The organism is Porphyromonas sp. COT-108 OH1349 (assembly GCF_000768755.1).
In the GTDB taxonomy this organism is placed as follows: domain Bacteria; phylum Bacteroidota; class Bacteroidia; order Bacteroidales; family Porphyromonadaceae; genus Porphyromonas_A; species Porphyromonas_A canoris.
The window spans coordinates 228,607-243,946 of record NZ_JRAH01000031.1 but is presented as its reverse complement, the minus strand read 5'-3'; the positions used below and the strand labels follow the sequence as shown (position 1 = coordinate 243,946).

The window sequence follows — 15,340 nt, the reverse complement described above, 5'->3', positions numbered from 1 at the left end:
TATGCGGCTATATAAAAAGAGATATGACTATAAGACCGGCTTTCAAAAAGAGTCTGAAGGTGTTGCTTCCGCTCTTTCTTGGAATTTTTATTTTTTGGTTGCTCTACCGCGATCTCGAAAAGCAAGAACTCTTGAAGACATTGAGAGAAGATATAGACTATGCTGTGCTTGCTTTCTCTCTGCTATTCGGACTTGCTGCCAATATCTTTCGGGGCATGAGGTGGAACTTGCTTATTCGGGCAACAAACGAGGCTCCCCGCATGGCTCATTCGATACTCACAACATTGGGCAACTATGCTGTGAATATGGCTTTTCCCCGTATGGGCGAAGTGTGGAGGTGCGGAGCGATGTCTCAATATTCGGGTATAGGATTCTCCAAACTCTTGGGGACGCTTCTTGTCGACAGGGTCTCGGATGTTGTGGTGGTAGGGCTGCTCGTGGTGTTGATGCTGGGATACAATTTGGATTTCTTCTCCGGATTTTTCTCTTCTTCCCCGTCAGGTTCAAGCGGTATCCTGGCTCTCCTTTCATCCGTATGGCTGTACGTCGGGTTGTTGGCTTTTATCCTCCTTTGCGGGGTGATCTACTACTTTACCAGAGAGTCTGCTTTTGTGAAAAAGGTCAGGGAGTTTGTCCTGAATGTTTGGAAGGGTATATTGAGTATCAAAGACCTGGACAAGAAATGGCTCTTCCTGCTGTACACGCTCCTGATATGGGCAGGATATTTCTGCTTTTTCTATACAACATTTTATGCTTTCCCGTTTACACGAGAGCTCGGACCGGGGATAGGCTTGCTCACATTTACGATGAGTAGCATTGCGGTAGCGGCTCCCGTTCAGGCCGGTATAGGTGCGTGGCACTTTATGGTTATAGTTACCTTGAGCTCTTTTGCCGTTGCACGGGAGAGCGCGGAGCAGTTTGCCCTCATTGTGCACACCATACAGACGCTGTGGATAACCATTTGCGGACTTGTGGCAATATTCCTCCTGCCTCTCTACTCCTCAAACAAGAGCCGAAAGATGTGCAAGAAAGAGATTTGAAATCTATTATAGAGATAGAAAAAGGGGCTGCATCCGGATGATGTAGTCCCTTTTTTTATGGTAGAGTGAACTTAGTACTTGAAGCTGCTTCCCCCGATAAACTCTCTTAGCAGAGAGGTTGGAGGCAGAGAGCGCAACCCTATCGGCTCGAAGTGCGAAAGCAGATGCAGCAATCTCTGTGCCTCGGCATACTCCGGCTCGATCTGCTTGACGGCTCGAAGTATAGGCTCTGCAATGGGACGAAGAGCTGCCAACTCGTACAGCATGGCACTGTTGAACATAACATCTGCATTCTCCTGGAAGGGGAATATCCACTTCTCTTCTCCTCTTCTTACGCTGTTCCACATGGCAAGTGTATGCACTGCGCTGTGGTTACGATACTTTGAGTCTCGAATGATTCTCCTTATCAGTCTGTTGTCCGAAGTAGATAGAAAGTTGAGACGATCCAGGGTGATGCTGGTAAGTGCCGATACATATATTCTGTAAATCTTCTCTTGAGGGATTTGGGATGTCAGCTCCGGATTGAGAGCGTGAATACCTTCGATGATCAGGATATGCTCTTTCCCCAGTTTCAGTTTATTGCCTTTGAACACTCTCGAACCGGTGGTGAAGTCGAAAGTGGGAAGCTCTACCTCTTCTCCTGCAACGATTTTGGTAAGTGTCTCATTCAGGTATGGCAAATCCAAGGCATAGATACTCTCGAAGTCGTATGTGCCGTCTTCGTTCAGAGGAGTCTCTTCTCTATTGACAAAGAAGTCGTCCAACGAAAGAGTGAATGGGCGCAGAAGATTGGTGATAAGCTGGGTCCTCAGACGTTTTGATGTTGTTGTCTTGCCCGAAGAAGATGGTCCGGCAATGAGTACTATTCTCACTCCTCTTTCTGCATGAAGCGAAGAGATCTCCTGTGCAATATCGGCAATCTGCTTCTCTTGCATTGCTTCTGATACTTGTACAAGCTCTGCTGCTGTGTCTTTATCTCTAAGGAGGCAGTTCATCGGTCCGGCTTCTTCGACATCCAGAGTCCGAAGAAGTTCGATGTGATTCTTGAATGTTTCGAGAAGTTTTGGCTGGTTGGTCTTTTCGTTGATCTCTTTGTGATTGGATCTTTTAGGCAGACGGATCAATATCCCATCCTGAAAAGGCTCTAAGATAAAATCCCAAAGCATACTTGTATTCGGTAGAACGTTTCCGAAGATATAGTCTCTATGACCTTCTATTTCCACTAAAGGCGTGTAGCATCGACCCAATGTCCGTATCATCTCTGCCGTTGATGCTTCTCCACGTTGTTCGAGATACTCTATGGCAGAATCCGTAGGCATGGAGATGATATTTATAGGGAGAGCCCGCTTTATCAGGGATCTCATTTCTTGGCTTAGTGCCTCAACCTCAGAAGCAGTAGGTGTATTCTCTCTTGATCCCCAAGCACAATAATATCCGTTGGATATGGCATGCTCGAAGTCTATTCTCGGGTCTCTTAAGTCCGAAAGGTTTACCGCTGCTCTACTCAATAACGCAATAAATGTTCGGAGATAGGTTCTCATCCCGGACTCTTGAGTGTAGTCCACAAAGCTGATGTTACACTCTTCGTAAAGAGGTTCTGCCAAAGAAACGGTCTTATGATTTATCTGGGCATTCATTATCGGAGCACTCATCGGCTCCATATATTGGTTGAAAATTTCGAGAGGAGTAATCCCCTTCGGAACTGATATACTTCTATTTTTTTGAGATAAAACGATGTTTAATCTGCTATTCATTTCTATACTCGGTTTTTTTTGATTTATTTTGTACAAAGGTAAAGATAGCGAAAAACTTATTTACTACTTCTGCTTCTAATATTCTAAGCTACATAAACATGAATTTTGGTTTTTTTCAAATACTTCAACTCATAGGATCTTTGGGTATATTCCTTTATGGGATGAAGGTAATGAGTGAAGGATTGCAAAAGATAGCCGGAGACAGGTTGCGCAATTTCCTTTCTGCCATGACGAGTAACCGGGTCTTTGGAATCTTTACCGGTTTGCTCATAACTATTTTAGTGCAGTCTTCCAGTGCTACAACCCTTATGGTTGTATCGTTTGCCAATGCCGGGCTTGTTACATTAGGGCAGGCAATCTCCGTTATCATGGGGGCAAATATCGGTACTACCGTTACGGCGTGGGTCATTTCTCTCTTTGGCTTTAAGATAGATATTGCCACTTATGCAGTACCCATCGTTGCTCTCAGTATCCCTTTTATCTTTTCGGGAAAGAGTAATAGGAAGTCTTGGGGAGAGTTTATCATAGGTTTTGCTTTCCTGTTTATTGGCTTGCAGTATCTCAAAGACAGCGTACCGGATCTTAAGAATCACCCTCAAGCATTGGAGTTTCTAAAGGATTATGCTTCCGGTGGATTCGGTTCTACAATCCTGTTTATGTTTATCGGAACCATTCTTACCGTTGTGGTTCAATCCTCCAGTGCAACCGTTGCAATAACACTTATCATGTGTTCTAAAGGCTGGATCTCTTTCGAGCTTGCCACTGCAATGGTTTTGGGAGAAAATATAGGCACAACCATTACTGCCAACATCGCAGCGATCGGAGCCAATGTTACCGCACGTCGTACAGCCATAGCCCACTTGCTGTTCAATGTCTTTGGGGTTCTTTTTGCCCTTATATTCTTTACGCCATTCATTAAGCTGGTTGTCTATATTATTTCCAACTACGGGCCGGGCGATCCAAGAATGCTATTCGATTTCCTTGCAGAGTTAGGTCCGGAACGGGCATCTCTACTGGAGACCGATGTCAGTCAGGTTTCAGATCCGGCTCTTTTGCGAGATATTGAGATGCGGAATACCGGTATAACGGCTGTTTCTTTCGGTCTATCTCTATTCCACTCGCTGTTTAATGTTTTCAACGTCTTGATCATGATATGGTTTGTAAATGTTTATGTTTACATCTGTCGCAAGATTATTCCTGATAAAAAGCAGAAGAGCAAGGGCGAGGAGTTCCAGTTGAAATATATATCGTTCGGTATGCTTTCCACGGCAGAGCTTTCCATTGCACAGGCTCAGAAGGAGATGGCAGTATTTGGAGAGCGCACATCACGCATGCTCGATATGGTAAAAGAGCTGGTTGTAGAGGAAGATGAAGAGAAATTTGCAGAGACCTACAACCGTGTGGAGAAGTATGAAAACATCTGCGACCGTATGGAATTGGAGATTGCAAACTATCTTTCTAAGGTAAGTGAAGGTCGGTTGAGTGCCGAAGGTAAGGAGCATATCCGTAATATCATACGTGCCGTAACGGAGATAGAAAGTATCGGCGACTCTTGCTACAATCTTGCCAAGAACATTAAGCGGAGAGAAGATCATAAAGCCAATTCCACGCCTCAGATGCAAAAGAATATCTTGCATCTTTTGGATCTGAACGCCAAGGCTCTTCAGCGGATGAATTTCATACTATCGAAGTCGGAAGTCCAACCGGATGATGCATTGGAGTCATACAATATAGAGAATGCCATCAATAACTTCCGCAATGATGTTCAGATCAGTAGTCTTGATGAGATAAACTCTAAAGAATATACTTATCAGGAGGGGGTTTACTACCACGACATCATTAACGAAGGAGAACGTTTGGGCGACTATATTCTTAATGTAGTACAAGCAGTGGTAGAAAAGAGATTTTAATCGGAACATTCATGAGCAAAATAGAGATAAGAGAAGCCCGGACAAGGGAGGATATGAAAGCCTTTGTGGCTTTTCCCAGAAAGCTCTACAAAGGCAATCCGTACTTTGTCCCCCAGATCGAGTCGGAAGAATTGGTTACGCTCGACAGCAAGAAGAACCCGGCATTTCAGTTTTGCGATGTGATCTATTTTCTTGCCTACAAAGACGGAGAAGTTGCGGGGCGTATAGCCGGTATCATCAATTATAAATCCAATGAGGTTTGGAACCAGTCCTATGCACGTTTTGGCTGGGTTGATTTCATTGATGATCCGGAAGTCTCTTCCGCTCTGTTTCATGCCGTAGAAGCGTGGAGTCGTAAACAGGGAATGGAGATCATCCACGGCCCTATGGGCTTTTCAGATTTGGATCATCAAGGGCTTCTTGTTCACGGTTTCGATCAGCTTGGAACCATTGCAACTATCTACAACTATCCCTACTATCCCAAGCAGATAGAGGCATTGGGATACCAGAAAGATCAAGACTGGAAAGAGTATAAGATATACGTCCCCAAAGAGATTCCCGAAAAGCATTTGCGTATAGCAGATCTTGTACAGCAAAAATATAATCTGAAAGTGCGGAAGTTCTCATCCGTAAAGGAGATTATGCCATACATAAAGAGTATCTTCTATACTCTCAATAAAGCCTACGCGCATCTGTACGGATTTTCCGAGCTTTCTACGGAACAGATAGAGTTCTATGTCAAAACATATCTCCCGATGTTGCGGATAGAGTTGGTTACGGTTATTACTCAGGAACCGGACGATAAGGTTATAGGTTTTGCCATCTCTCTTCCGAATCTTAGTCGTGCCATGCAGAAAGCCAAAGGGAAGCTCTATCCTATGGGTATTTTACACCTGCTGAAGGCTTTGAAATCACGCCCAAAAGTGGTCGATCTTTACCTCATCGGAATCTTGCCGGAGTATCAAAACAAAGGGATCAATGCTCTCATCTTCCGAGATCTTATCCCTATTTTCCAAAGGCTTGGGGTGGAATATTGTGAAAGTAACCCTGAACTGGAAAGCAATCAGGCTGTTCAGATGCAGTGGAACTACTTCGAGCGTGTACATCACAAGACAAGAAGGGCGTACATTAAAGAGCTGTAGTCTCGAATACAATAAAAAAAAGAAGAGATACTCCAACCGAGTATCTCTTCTTTTTTTTATGTCTTGGAAGGATGAACCGTTACTTCTTGTCGTAGTCGTATGCCCAGACGATGTAGGAAGAGCCCCAGGTAAATCCTGCACCGAAAGCTGTAAGAACCAGTTTGTCTCCCTTTTTAAGATCTTTTTCCCATTCCCATAAGCAGATCGGAATAGTAGCGGAGCTTGTGTTGCCGAACTTGTGAATGTTGATCATCACTTTCTCTTCAAGCTGCTCTTTAGAGAAGCCCATTCTTCTTGCCACAGCGTCTATGATGCGCATATTAGCCTGATGAGGAACCACCCATTTAATGTCATCGGCAGAGAGGTTGTTGCGTTCCATAAGCTCCAGAGTGGTATCTCCCATGGAAGATACAGCGGCTTTGAACACGGTCTGTCCGTCTTGGAACACATAGTGCTCTCTGTTTTCCACGGTGTCTGTCGTAGGACGCTGGATAGATCCGCCTGCCTTGATTGTAAGGTGAGGAAGTCCTGTCCCGTCTGTACGTATGATAGAGTCTTGCAGTCCATACTCCGGAGCGCAAGGTTCTATCAGAGCACAGCCTGCTCCATCCCCGAATAGAGGAGCGGTGGCACGGTCTTGCGGGTCTATGATGGCGGACATCTTTTCCGTACATACCACAAGTACTTTCTTGTATCGACCGCTCATGATAAAGCCCGATGCGATTTCAAGACCATAGAGGAAGCCGGGGCATGCCGCGCATATATCGAATGCGAATGCGTTGGTACAGCCTGTTTCCAGAGCCACACGGCTGGATGTATTGGGTATCGGATAGTCCGGGGAGTTGGTCGAAAGCACGATAGCCTCTATCTCTTTAGGGTCTATGCTGTGTCTTTCGAGCATATCTTTTACGGCCTGAATTGCCAAGTATGAAGATCCGAGCTGAGGATCTTCCAGTTTACGTCTTTCTTTGATACCGACACGAGTCATGATCCACTCGTCCGATGTATCCACCATTTGGGCGATATCATCGTTGGTAACTATTTTGTCGGGAACATATCCGCCTACTGCAGTAATGGCTGCGTGAATTCTGTTCATGTTATTAGTGTTTGGTACATAGTGTAAAAAGAAAGCACTAAGCTACTCAATCTTTTCGAGAAAAAGAACAGATAGCTTAGTGCTTTGGCGGTCGACTTCTATTTATGTCTCAGAATGTCTCCCATTGCCTACCTCTAAAGAGGGTTATAGGTTTTCGCCTTTTTCGATAGCGATACGACCTCTGTAGTATCCACATTCACCGCAGATGGTGTGATATCTATGCCATGCGCCACAGTTTGGACACTTAGCAATTGTAGGTACTACTGCGTGATCATGAGATCTACGCTTGGCTGTTCTAGCCTTCGACTGTCTTCGTTTAGGATGTGCCATAGTCTATTATTTTTATTTGTTCATTAGTTCCAAAAGCCTAAAGACACTCCGTCCGGAGTATCACTCTTCATCAACCTCCCACTCGTCGGCATCCTCCTCCGCTTCTTCAGAGCCGGCGAGATACTTTAGCATCTCCGGATTGCACTCATCAATAGGGTGCTTGCAGGTAAAAGGCAGAGAAAAGAGAACAAGTTCGTACATGATCTCCGAGAGATCAAGCGTACCTTCTCTTTCCGGAATAATGATAAGGTCATCGCCGTTATCCAAATATTCGTCTCCGTACTTTACCACAAGCTCAGACACAGAATCTACATCCACAGTGAGTGGAGCGGTACAGCGATGACAAGCCACAGACACTGTGCCTTGAAAATCAAGCTCCAACTCAAACGTTCCGCCCGCTCCGTGAGCAACGTGAACTATTGCCATGACATCTCCATCCAGGATTTCATCACTCTCCTGCCTCTTCCAAAAGCCCGAATCGAGAGGAAACTCAAAGGTCTCTTCGTCTTGTTTGATGCTCTTGAAAGAGATGGTATATGCGTTCATCCTGTGCCTTGAGGTGTATAAATCTCTGCAAAGGTACAACTTTTTCGTTGTTTGGCAATGTGTCCGTTCAGATTTGTCCGGAAGAGCCTGTCCGAACACCTTTTTTGCCAGGGAGCTTTTATATAAAAATCGGACTCTCTCTTCTCCTTCGCTTGGAGGGCCTTTCTGCCCCGATTTTGGCCTCCGAATGTCTAAGTATGCCCTGAAATTCCTAATAATCAAAAGGATACAAAACCAGCGCATTCTCGGAAAAAATTTTTTCTCAGTCCGTTTGATGGGCACTTTTCGCGTTAATAGGTGTAAATTTTAACGCTCTCTTCTGTAAACGTTTCCTAATAAAGAAATTCACCTTTTCAGGCGCATTTTAGGGTAAAAATGCGTAGTCGGTTGATTATTAGCGTTTTAATGATTCTGGCTAAACACGTTAATCGAATCCGGTAAACGTGTTTAATGAAATCGGTAAACGTGTTCGTTGAAAAATTAAACACGTTGAGCCGAAAGAATATGCTCGTTTACTGTTTTTGCTTAACAGGTATCGGAAATTGTGTTAATAAAACGGCTCCGATTTAACACTTCGGCCGTGCCCTGAAAACGACCCTTCAGATCAAAATAGAGAGACCGAAAAAAGTGAGCATTTTTCGGTATGGAATATATAAAAATGCCCTTTCTCAGAGGTCTGAAAAAAGGCACTTTTTTATTCTATTGTTGTTGGAGCGTTCGGTAGAGTTCGGTCAGCTGAACCGCCGTATGCTCCGGCAAGAATTTTTTGCTCCACTCTTCTCCTTCCGCAATCATCTTTTCTCTCAGCTCTTCATCCTCCAAAGCCCTGTCCATAAGCTGTGCAAGATCGTCGGCATCCTTGGGGTTGCAGTAGAGTGAATGCGGTCCGCCTGCCTCTTCCAAGCAGCTGCCGGTGGCGGCTATCACCGGTATCCGGCTGCAAAGAGCCTCCAATACCGGAATACCGAAGCCTTCATAGAGGGAGGGATAGACAAACAGAGAAGCCCCTTGATACATGGCAGGCAGATCTTGAGAGGGCACTCCTTCGAGGAATATCAGGCGATGTTCCACACCGAGACGGTGTGCTATCTGTTTCACTTTATAGGCATACTTGGTCTCTCTGCCTACGATGACCAGCGGGATGATGCTGTTCTTCATCTTGCTGAGAGCCTCCACGATGAGTCCCGCATTCTTTCTCTCCTCCACCGTGCCTACGGTCAGGATGTATTCCGAAGGCAGAAGGTACTCACCGGTAACCTTGTCTATCTGAAACGGTGTCAGCCTTTTCCTGAAGATTCCGGCGCATCCCTGATAGATGACGCTTATCTTATTTTCGGGGATTTTATAGATTTCTATGAGATCTCTTTTGGTGCATTCGCTTACGGCGATGATGTGTGTGGCTTCCCGGCAAGAGCGTTCGTACTTGTGTCTGTACAGCTTTACATCAACGGGGGAGTAGAACTGTGGGAGCCGCTCGTATATCAAGTCGTGCATCGTAACCACGGACGGGACATCCAGTGTGGTAATATCCGATGGCAGCTCATTGGACAGACCATGGTAGATGGTCATGCCCTTGCCTCGAAGTTGAGGCAGTGCCCCTTTGTTTCTCCAATAGGCTTGGAAGTAAGGCATTCTGTTGAAGATGCTGCTTGGAGGCAGTACCAGCTTCACTTGCGAGTAGGCAAGCAGACTCTCGTACAGCTCCTTCTTGCCCACTTCGGCAGTCGAAAGGAGTTGCGTAACCTCCGGAGCATATCTCGCAAGAGTTTCTACGATGTATCTGCTATAATTACCTAAACCGGTCTGATTCTTTACGATGCGCTTGGCATCGAAGCCTACCACTATGGCGGAATTCTCTTTACTCATGGGATGATCTCGTTTGAAGCAAAGGTAAGAAAACTATTACGTTCGGAAAAACAAAGAGGTTAGAAATCGGAACTCTACAAATCTCTAATCCAAACAGAGCCCGACTTCTAACCTCTTCTCTGAAGAAGTTTATGTTTAGTGTTTTAGAAAACCCAGCTTAAGAATATGAACCATAGCACTATCAGTATGGTTTTGGTGTATATATTCCACTTTTCGGTGCGCAGAATAAGCCCCGTGGGTACCACCGAAAGTGCAAAGAAGAACACCATTACAAGCAGGATGAGGAGGATGATCGGTATAAGGATGAACACTCCGAATGTTCCGGCAAATGTCGGTAGCACGTTATCTACAAGGTGATTGAATGTGTTGCCCATATAGAAGTAGCTGCCAAACATGTGTGTCTTGTACAGAAGGAACGGAAGAGCTATCAGCAGGATGGCTCCGACGGCTACCATTGCCGTGATAAGGATGGTGCGCTTCTGCTTGTTCTCTACCGGGAGTATTCTGTCTGCCTCCTCTTTCAGACGATTGAAGCTTCCGGGAATCGGCGAGGAGCCGCTTCTCTCTTCTCCCAAGCCGGATGAGCTTGCGGATGAAGATACTTTCTGCCAGATGGTATTGGCTGTAACCTCTTCTCCTTCCATCTCAAGAAGTTCGGCGATGCTCTTCGCTTCGTTGATGTAGAACCATACGGCAACGTACAGCACTATGATGTAGTAACTCATCGGAGTGAGCAACAGCAGGAGGGTAATAAGGCGAAGGAAGAGCGGATCTATCTTAAAGTACGAACCGAGTCCGCCAAGCACACCGCCGAACCACCTGTTGGTCGGATGGCGATAGTAGGTCTTTCTCCGCTGACGAGGACGAGACTTCGGAGGTAAAGGGGGCAGAGGAGGCGTTTCACTGCCCGGCTTTTTCTCCTGTTGCGCTTCACTCTCCGGATCGCTATGGATGATCTCATCCACGCTACCCACTCTCTCTATGACGCTTTTAATATCCTCCATGGTGAGTACATACACTCCTTGGCGGGTGTGTTCCTCAAAAAGCTCGGCAATATGTTCTTCTATGTCTGCCACTATCTCCCCCGAAGGATCACTTTTGGCGAAGTGAGCCTCAAGGTTACGGATGTAACTATCCAGCAGGTTATACGCATCGTTCTCTATCTGAAACGAACGCTTGGCAATGCTTACTGTTTCGGTCTTTTTCATCGTCTGTTACTCAGAAATAGGAGGGTTATTAAGTTCTATGCTTTTAGCCGCAAGGCCGTCTACCGCTTTACGTATCTCTTCCCATGCAGGATGCAGTTCGTTCAGAAACTCTTGCCCTTTGGGCGTGAGTCTGTAATATTTTCGAGGGGGGCCCTGAGTGCTCTCAATCCAAACGTAGGATAGCAATCCATCGTTTTTTAATCTCGTCAGAAGCGGATAGAGAGTACCTTCCACCACTATCAGCTCCGTAGCTTTCAGCTGGGTTATAATGTCGTTGCTGTAAGCCTCTTTCTGGCTTACGATGAGCAGGATACAGTACTCCAGTATCCCTTTTCTCATTTGCGACTTTACATTTTCTACTGCTAGCATATCTTTTGTCTGTTCTTGGTATTTCACTGCAAAGATAATACAAATTTGGTATTGTGCAATACAAACTACCTTTATTCTTTAAAATAAATTTCCCGAACAGCTTCGGATAGACCTCTGCAACGGTACGTATGAAAAAGAATTTGTAACTTCCCACGATGAAAATAGAGCACTACACACTCAGTAACGGTATCAGAGTGGTTTTTCTTCCCACCAAAGGAGCCGTGACATACGCCGGTATGGGCATCCGATCCGGTACACGGCACGAAACGGAAGGTATAGAAGGCATCGCTCACTTCGTTGAACACATGCTGTTTAAGGGCACTACCGGGCGAAAGGCATGGCATATACTCAACAGGATGGAAGCCATTGGCGGAGAGCTCAATGCCTTTACCACGAAAGAGGATACATTTATATACACCATTGCGCCTAAGGGTGAGATCAGACGTTCAATGGAGTTGATCGGCGATATATGCTTTCGTTCCACATTCCCCGTACACGAACTGGAGAGGGAGCGAACCGTGGTGATGGACGAGATCAACGTCTATAAAGACACGCCCGGAGAGCAGATCTTCGACGACTTTGAGGCGCTTCTTTTTCCCGGTCATCCGTTAGGCAGAAGGATTCTTGGCACTAAAGAGTCGCTTCTGAAGATGACAAGAGAGGATTGTGTCCGCTATGTCCGGGACAACTTTACCCCCGACAGAATGCTCTTTTTCTGTATGGGACCCACCAACCTGAAGCGTATCATAGAGCTGGGAGAGCGTCATTTCGATCCTTTTGCATCCCTTTCCGAGATCTCTTCGCAGGCTCCTCAAAAGCTCCTTACCTCTTCTCTGCACGAGGTGGAGCGCGGTTCTTATCAGAGTCATGTGGTTCTTGGCGGCATGGGTCCCGATATGTACGACAAAGAGAGGCAGTCTGCCTCTGTCCTGATGAACATCCTTGGCGGTCCGGGCATGAACAGCCGTCTGAATGTGGTTCTTCGGGAGAAGCGCGGATGGGTCTACAACGTGGAGGCATCCCTTACCGGGCTTAGCGATGCAGGCTATTGGCAGATCTATTTCGGTTGCGATCCCGGCTATCGCAAGCGTGCATTGAATCTGGTACACCGGATTTTGGACGAGTTGATGCAGAATAAGCTCTCTCCGGCAAGGCTTCAAGCGGCTCTTAAACAGACAGCCGGACAGCTCTCCATAAGTGCAGAGCAGACAGAGCAAACTTTTCTGTCTCTCGGGAAGTTGTTGCTCTACGACAAAGAGTTTGAACCTTTGGAGGTGATTATAGACAAGATCCGCGCCATCACTGCCGAGCAGATTCAAGCGGCGGCACAGCGGATGTTTGATAAGAATAACCGGTTGGCGTTGGTCTACAACGGCTCCGAACAGACAGAATAGATAAGATGAACAGATTGCTTACACTCTTGTTTTCCATGGCGGTATGCTCTTTGGGAATATGCGCCTCCTGCGACAGCAAGAGCAACAATTCCCAACAGGAAGACAACACAGAGGCTTCCGCCTCCCAGACTCCCATGGCTGTGGAAACTCCTTTCCGTGCAGACAGCGCCTATATGCACATCGAACGTCAGGTCTCATTCGGACCGAGAGTGCCTAACAGTGCGGGACACGCACGCTGCGCAGACTATCTCGTGGAGACCCTTGAGCGTTACGGATTTGCCGTGACAAGGCAGCGCGCAGACCTCAAAGCCTACGACGGTACGGTGCTTAAAGCACAAAACATCATCGCGGAGTATATGCCCGAAAGAGCCAAGCGCATCCTGCTCTTCGCTCACTGGGATACACGCCCCATTGCAGACCATGACAAAGACTCAAGCAAACGCCATCTCCCGATAGACGGAGCCGATGACGGAGCAAGCGGAGTAGGGGTCTTGCTGGAGCTGGCACGCAATATCTCGGAGAACGGATTTGCCAACTACGGCATAGACATCATATTCATGGATGCCGAAGACTATGGTGTACCGGATGGCGTTATGGAGACCGGAGAGAGCAGCAGCTGGGCTTTGGGATCTCAATATTGGTCTTCCAACCCCCACAAGAAAGGGTACAGTGCCGAGTTTGGTATCCTGCTCGACATGGTCGGATCCAAGAACGCAAAGTTTCACAGAGAGTTCTACTCGCAGGAGAATGCCGGACGGCTCACCTCCACGATCTGGTCCAAAGCCGCCTCTTTAGGCTACGGCAACTATTTTATAAACAAAATGGGAGGTCCTATCATGGATGACCATGTCTTCGTAATGCTTGGGCTGGGTATTCCGTGCGTGGACATCATCAATTACGACCCCAATACCGAGAAGGGTTTTGGGCACTACTGGCACACCCACAACGATAATATGGAGGTCATCGACCGCAATACGCTCCAAGCCGTAGGCAATGTGGTGTGGGAAGTGCTTCGGGACAAAGAAAACGGCAAATAGCATACATCATATATGAGTACTATCAATCAGAAGCAAGACGAGCTTATAGAAGAATTTTCACTTTTGGACGACTGGATGGACAAATACGCTCTTATCATAGAGATGGGGAATGATCTCCCTCCCATGGACGAGAGCTTTAAGATACCGCAATACCTTATAGAGGGATGCCAGAGCAGGGTATGGATCGCTCCCGAAACGATGCCCGACGGCACTATTCACTATCACGCCTCAAGCGATGCCGTGATAGTCAAAGGCATTGTATCCATGCTGCTCAAAGTGTTGGACGGGGAGAGAGCGGAAGATATTGCCAAGGCAGATCTCTACTTTGTCGATCGTATCGGACTCTACCAACACCTCTCTCCCACACGGAGCAACGGTCTCTCTGCCATGCTCAAGCAGATGAGGCTCCACGCCATAGCCGAAGCCGCAAAATAGAGACTCCTGTCATGTCCGGACGCATAAAGATTTTGGCAGAAAGCTCCGTGCCTTACCTTCGTGGAGTATTGGAGCATCTTGGGGAGGTTACCTATCTCCCCTCTTCGGAGTTTACCCCCGAAACGGTAAGAGATAAAGATTGGCTCATCATCCGAAGCATCACCAAGTGTACAGCCAACCTCCTGAAAGGGAGCAGCGTGAAGCTCATCACGACGGCGACAATCGGCTTCGACCACATCGACACAGCCTACTGCGATGTCAATGGTATAGCTTGGCGCAACTCCCCCGGCTGTAATGCCAACGCCGTAGCACACTTTCTATCTTCCGCTCTGGCGCTCTATGCGCTCCACTCCGGATACGACCTCAAAGGAAAAACGATGGGTATCGTCGGAGTGGGACACGTAGGCTCTCTCATGGCGAAGTACGCCGAAGCATTGGGGATGAAAGTTCTTCTCAACGACCCCCCACGAGTAGAAAAAGAGGGCGGTGCGGATTTTGTGGAGATTGCACAGATATATGGCGAAGCGGATATTATCTCTTTTCATACGCCACTGACCAAAGCGGGAAGATATGCCACTTATCACCTCTTCGACTCTTCTGCCCTGCCGCTTCTTAAGAGAAAGCCCATCATCATCAATGCCTGCCGTGGAGCGGTAACCGAAACGGAAGCACTGCTGGAGGGAATCCGCACGGGGCAGATCTCCAACGTGATAATAGACTGCTGGGAAAACGAGCCGAATATCTCCGACCGCCTGTTGGTAGAAGCCCTTATCGCCACTCCCCATGTCGCCGGATTCAGTGCGGACGGTAAGTGCAACGGAGCTATCGCCTGCGTGAAGAACGGATGCGACTTCTTCGGAATAGAGGGTTCGCACCTGATAGAGCAGATGACGCCTCCCCCTCCGGCAGACGAAACCATCACGTTAGACGCCAACGATCCAGATGCGATACTGCATGCTCTGCTCCGCACACTCGATCTCACCGAGATAGACAGGCGGATGAAGGAGAAGCGGATGCCGTTCGAGCAGCAGCGCAAAGCGTATTTCTATCCTCGCGAACCGCATGCCTACACCGTTGTAAGCAGAGAGATGTCGGCAGATGTGGAAGAGAAGTTGCGCTCGATAGGCTTTAAGACTCTTTCCGAACCTGTTTGAAAGTTCTGCTGAACGCATTTACTTTCTCCTCTATCCATATTAAGAAACAGAAATCGGGG

At 47.0% G+C, this 15,340-nt stretch carries 14 protein-coding genes; 7 read left to right on the top strand and 7 right to left on the bottom strand.

Going from position 1 to position 15,340, the window contains the following annotated elements:
- Window positions 1-23 precede the first annotated feature (23 nt).
- Window positions 24-1,040 carry a lysylphosphatidylglycerol synthase transmembrane domain-containing protein gene (locus JT26_RS07620; RefSeq protein ID WP_036848381.1) on the top strand — a complete coding sequence of 339 codons (1,017 nt, stop codon included), beginning with the start codon at window positions 24-26 and terminating at the stop codon, window positions 1,038-1,040.
- 71 nt (window positions 1,041-1,111) lie between these two features.
- On the opposite strand, the gene JT26_RS07615 is transcribed toward JT26_RS07620, so the two are convergent.
- Complete coding sequence (locus JT26_RS07615; protein ID WP_052079467.1) at window positions 1,112-2,794, bottom strand: nucleoside kinase; 1,683 nt, start codon at window positions 2,792-2,794, stop codon at window positions 1,112-1,114.
- A 98-nt stretch (window positions 2,795-2,892) separates the two neighbouring features.
- Between JT26_RS07615 and JT26_RS07610 the strand changes: the two genes are divergently transcribed.
- Window positions 2,893-4,704, top strand: coding sequence for a Na/Pi cotransporter family protein (locus JT26_RS07610; protein WP_036848378.1), 1,812 nt, complete (start codon window positions 2,893-2,895; stop codon window positions 4,702-4,704).
- A gap of 11 nt (window positions 4,705-4,715) precedes the next feature.
- A complete protein-coding gene (locus tag JT26_RS07605; protein ID WP_036790932.1) occupies window positions 4,716-5,846 on the top strand; it encodes a hypothetical protein in 1,131 nt (376 codons plus the stop codon).
- Window positions 5,847-5,925: 79 nt separating this feature from the next.
- Here the strand turns inward: JT26_RS07605 and JT26_RS07600 are convergent, their stop codons facing one another.
- The 6 genes from JT26_RS07600 to JT26_RS07580 form a co-directional block, all read right to left on the bottom strand.
- Window positions 5,926-6,942 (bottom strand): beta-ketoacyl-ACP synthase III, encoded by a 1,017-nt coding sequence (locus tag JT26_RS07600; RefSeq protein WP_036790935.1) that lies wholly within the window; start codon window positions 6,940-6,942, stop codon window positions 5,926-5,928.
- 144 nt (window positions 6,943-7,086) lie between these two features.
- Entirely contained in the window at window positions 7,087-7,272 is a 186-nt protein-coding gene (gene rpmF / locus JT26_RS10465; protein WP_081964552.1) for a 50S ribosomal protein L32, read from the bottom strand.
- 60 nt (window positions 7,273-7,332) lie between these two features.
- The gene (locus JT26_RS07595) at window positions 7,333-7,818 is read right to left on the bottom strand and encodes a DUF177 domain-containing protein (protein WP_036848375.1); all 486 of its coding nucleotides are present in this window, start codon (window positions 7,816-7,818) and stop codon (window positions 7,333-7,335) included.
- Between the two features lie 699 nt (window positions 7,819-8,517).
- Entirely contained in the window at window positions 8,518-9,684 is a 1,167-nt protein-coding gene (locus tag JT26_RS07590; protein ID WP_052110431.1) for a glycosyltransferase family 1 protein, read from the bottom strand.
- Between the two features lie 143 nt (window positions 9,685-9,827).
- Window positions 9,828-10,892 (bottom strand): PspC domain-containing protein, encoded by a 1,065-nt coding sequence (locus JT26_RS07585; protein ID WP_036790941.1) that lies wholly within the window; start codon window positions 10,890-10,892, stop codon window positions 9,828-9,830.
- Window positions 10,893-10,898: 6 nt separating this feature from the next.
- On the bottom strand, window positions 10,899-11,261 hold the full coding sequence (locus JT26_RS07580) for a PadR family transcriptional regulator (protein WP_036790944.1): 363 nt from the start codon (window positions 11,259-11,261) through the stop codon (window positions 10,899-10,901).
- A gap of 155 nt (window positions 11,262-11,416) precedes the next feature.
- On the opposite strand from JT26_RS07580, the gene JT26_RS07575 reads away from it, so the two are divergent.
- Genes JT26_RS07575 through pdxB form a run of 4 tightly spaced genes read left to right on the top strand, consistent with a single transcriptional unit; the run spans window position 11,417 to window position 15,281 of the window.
- Window positions 11,417-12,655: a pitrilysin family protein gene (locus JT26_RS07575; RefSeq protein ID WP_036848372.1), complete on the top strand. Its 1,239-nt coding sequence runs from the start codon at window positions 11,417-11,419 to the stop codon at window positions 12,653-12,655.
- A 5-nt stretch (window positions 12,656-12,660) separates the two neighbouring features.
- On the top strand, window positions 12,661-13,692 hold the full coding sequence (locus JT26_RS07570; RefSeq protein ID WP_036848370.1) for a M28 family peptidase: 1,032 nt from the start codon (window positions 12,661-12,663) through the stop codon (window positions 13,690-13,692).
- Window positions 13,693-13,704: 12 nt separating this feature from the next.
- Entirely contained in the window at window positions 13,705-14,127 is a 423-nt protein-coding gene (locus JT26_RS07565; protein ID WP_036848366.1) for a SufE family protein, read from the top strand.
- 23 nt (window positions 14,128-14,150) lie between these two features.
- Window positions 14,151-15,281: a 4-phosphoerythronate dehydrogenase PdxB gene (gene pdxB, locus JT26_RS07560; RefSeq protein WP_036848523.1), complete on the top strand. Its 1,131-nt coding sequence runs from the start codon at window positions 14,151-14,153 to the stop codon at window positions 15,279-15,281.
- Window positions 15,282-15,340: the final 59 nt, after the last annotated feature.

What these genes read in the sequence shown, in the direction of transcription:
- JT26_RS07620 (WP_036848381.1), top strand. Translation starts at nt 24, where the DNA reads ATGACTATAAGACCGGCTTTCAAAAAGAGTCTGAAGGTGTTGCTTCCG.
- JT26_RS07615 (WP_052079467.1), bottom strand. Translation starts at nt 2,794, where the DNA reads ATGAATAGCAGATTAAACATCGTTTTATCTCAAAAAAATAGAAGTATA.
- JT26_RS07610 (WP_036848378.1), top strand. Translation starts at nt 2,893, where the DNA reads ATGAATTTTGGTTTTTTTCAAATACTTCAACTCATAGGATCTTTGGGT.
- JT26_RS07605 (WP_036790932.1), top strand. Translation starts at nt 4,716, where the DNA reads ATGAGCAAAATAGAGATAAGAGAAGCCCGGACAAGGGAGGATATGAAA.
- JT26_RS07600 (WP_036790935.1), bottom strand. Translation starts at nt 6,942, where the DNA reads ATGAACAGAATTCACGCAGCCATTACTGCAGTAGGCGGATATGTTCCC.
- rpmF (WP_081964552.1), bottom strand. Translation starts at nt 7,272, where the DNA reads ATGGCACATCCTAAACGAAGACAGTCGAAGGCTAGAACAGCCAAGCGT.
- JT26_RS07595 (WP_036848375.1), bottom strand. Translation starts at nt 7,818, where the DNA reads ATGAACGCATATACCATCTCTTTCAAGAGCATCAAACAAGACGAAGAG.
- JT26_RS07590 (WP_052110431.1), bottom strand. Translation starts at nt 9,684, where the DNA reads ATGAGTAAAGAGAATTCCGCCATAGTGGTAGGCTTCGATGCCAAGCGC.
- JT26_RS07585 (WP_036790941.1), bottom strand. Translation starts at nt 10,892, where the DNA reads ATGAAAAAGACCGAAACAGTAAGCATTGCCAAGCGTTCGTTTCAGATA.
- JT26_RS07580 (WP_036790944.1), bottom strand. Translation starts at nt 11,261, where the DNA reads ATGCTAGCAGTAGAAAATGTAAAGTCGCAAATGAGAAAAGGGATACTG.
- JT26_RS07575 (WP_036848372.1), top strand. Translation starts at nt 11,417, where the DNA reads ATGAAAATAGAGCACTACACACTCAGTAACGGTATCAGAGTGGTTTTT.
- JT26_RS07570 (WP_036848370.1), top strand. Translation starts at nt 12,661, where the DNA reads ATGAACAGATTGCTTACACTCTTGTTTTCCATGGCGGTATGCTCTTTG.
- JT26_RS07565 (WP_036848366.1), top strand. Translation starts at nt 13,705, where the DNA reads ATGAGTACTATCAATCAGAAGCAAGACGAGCTTATAGAAGAATTTTCA.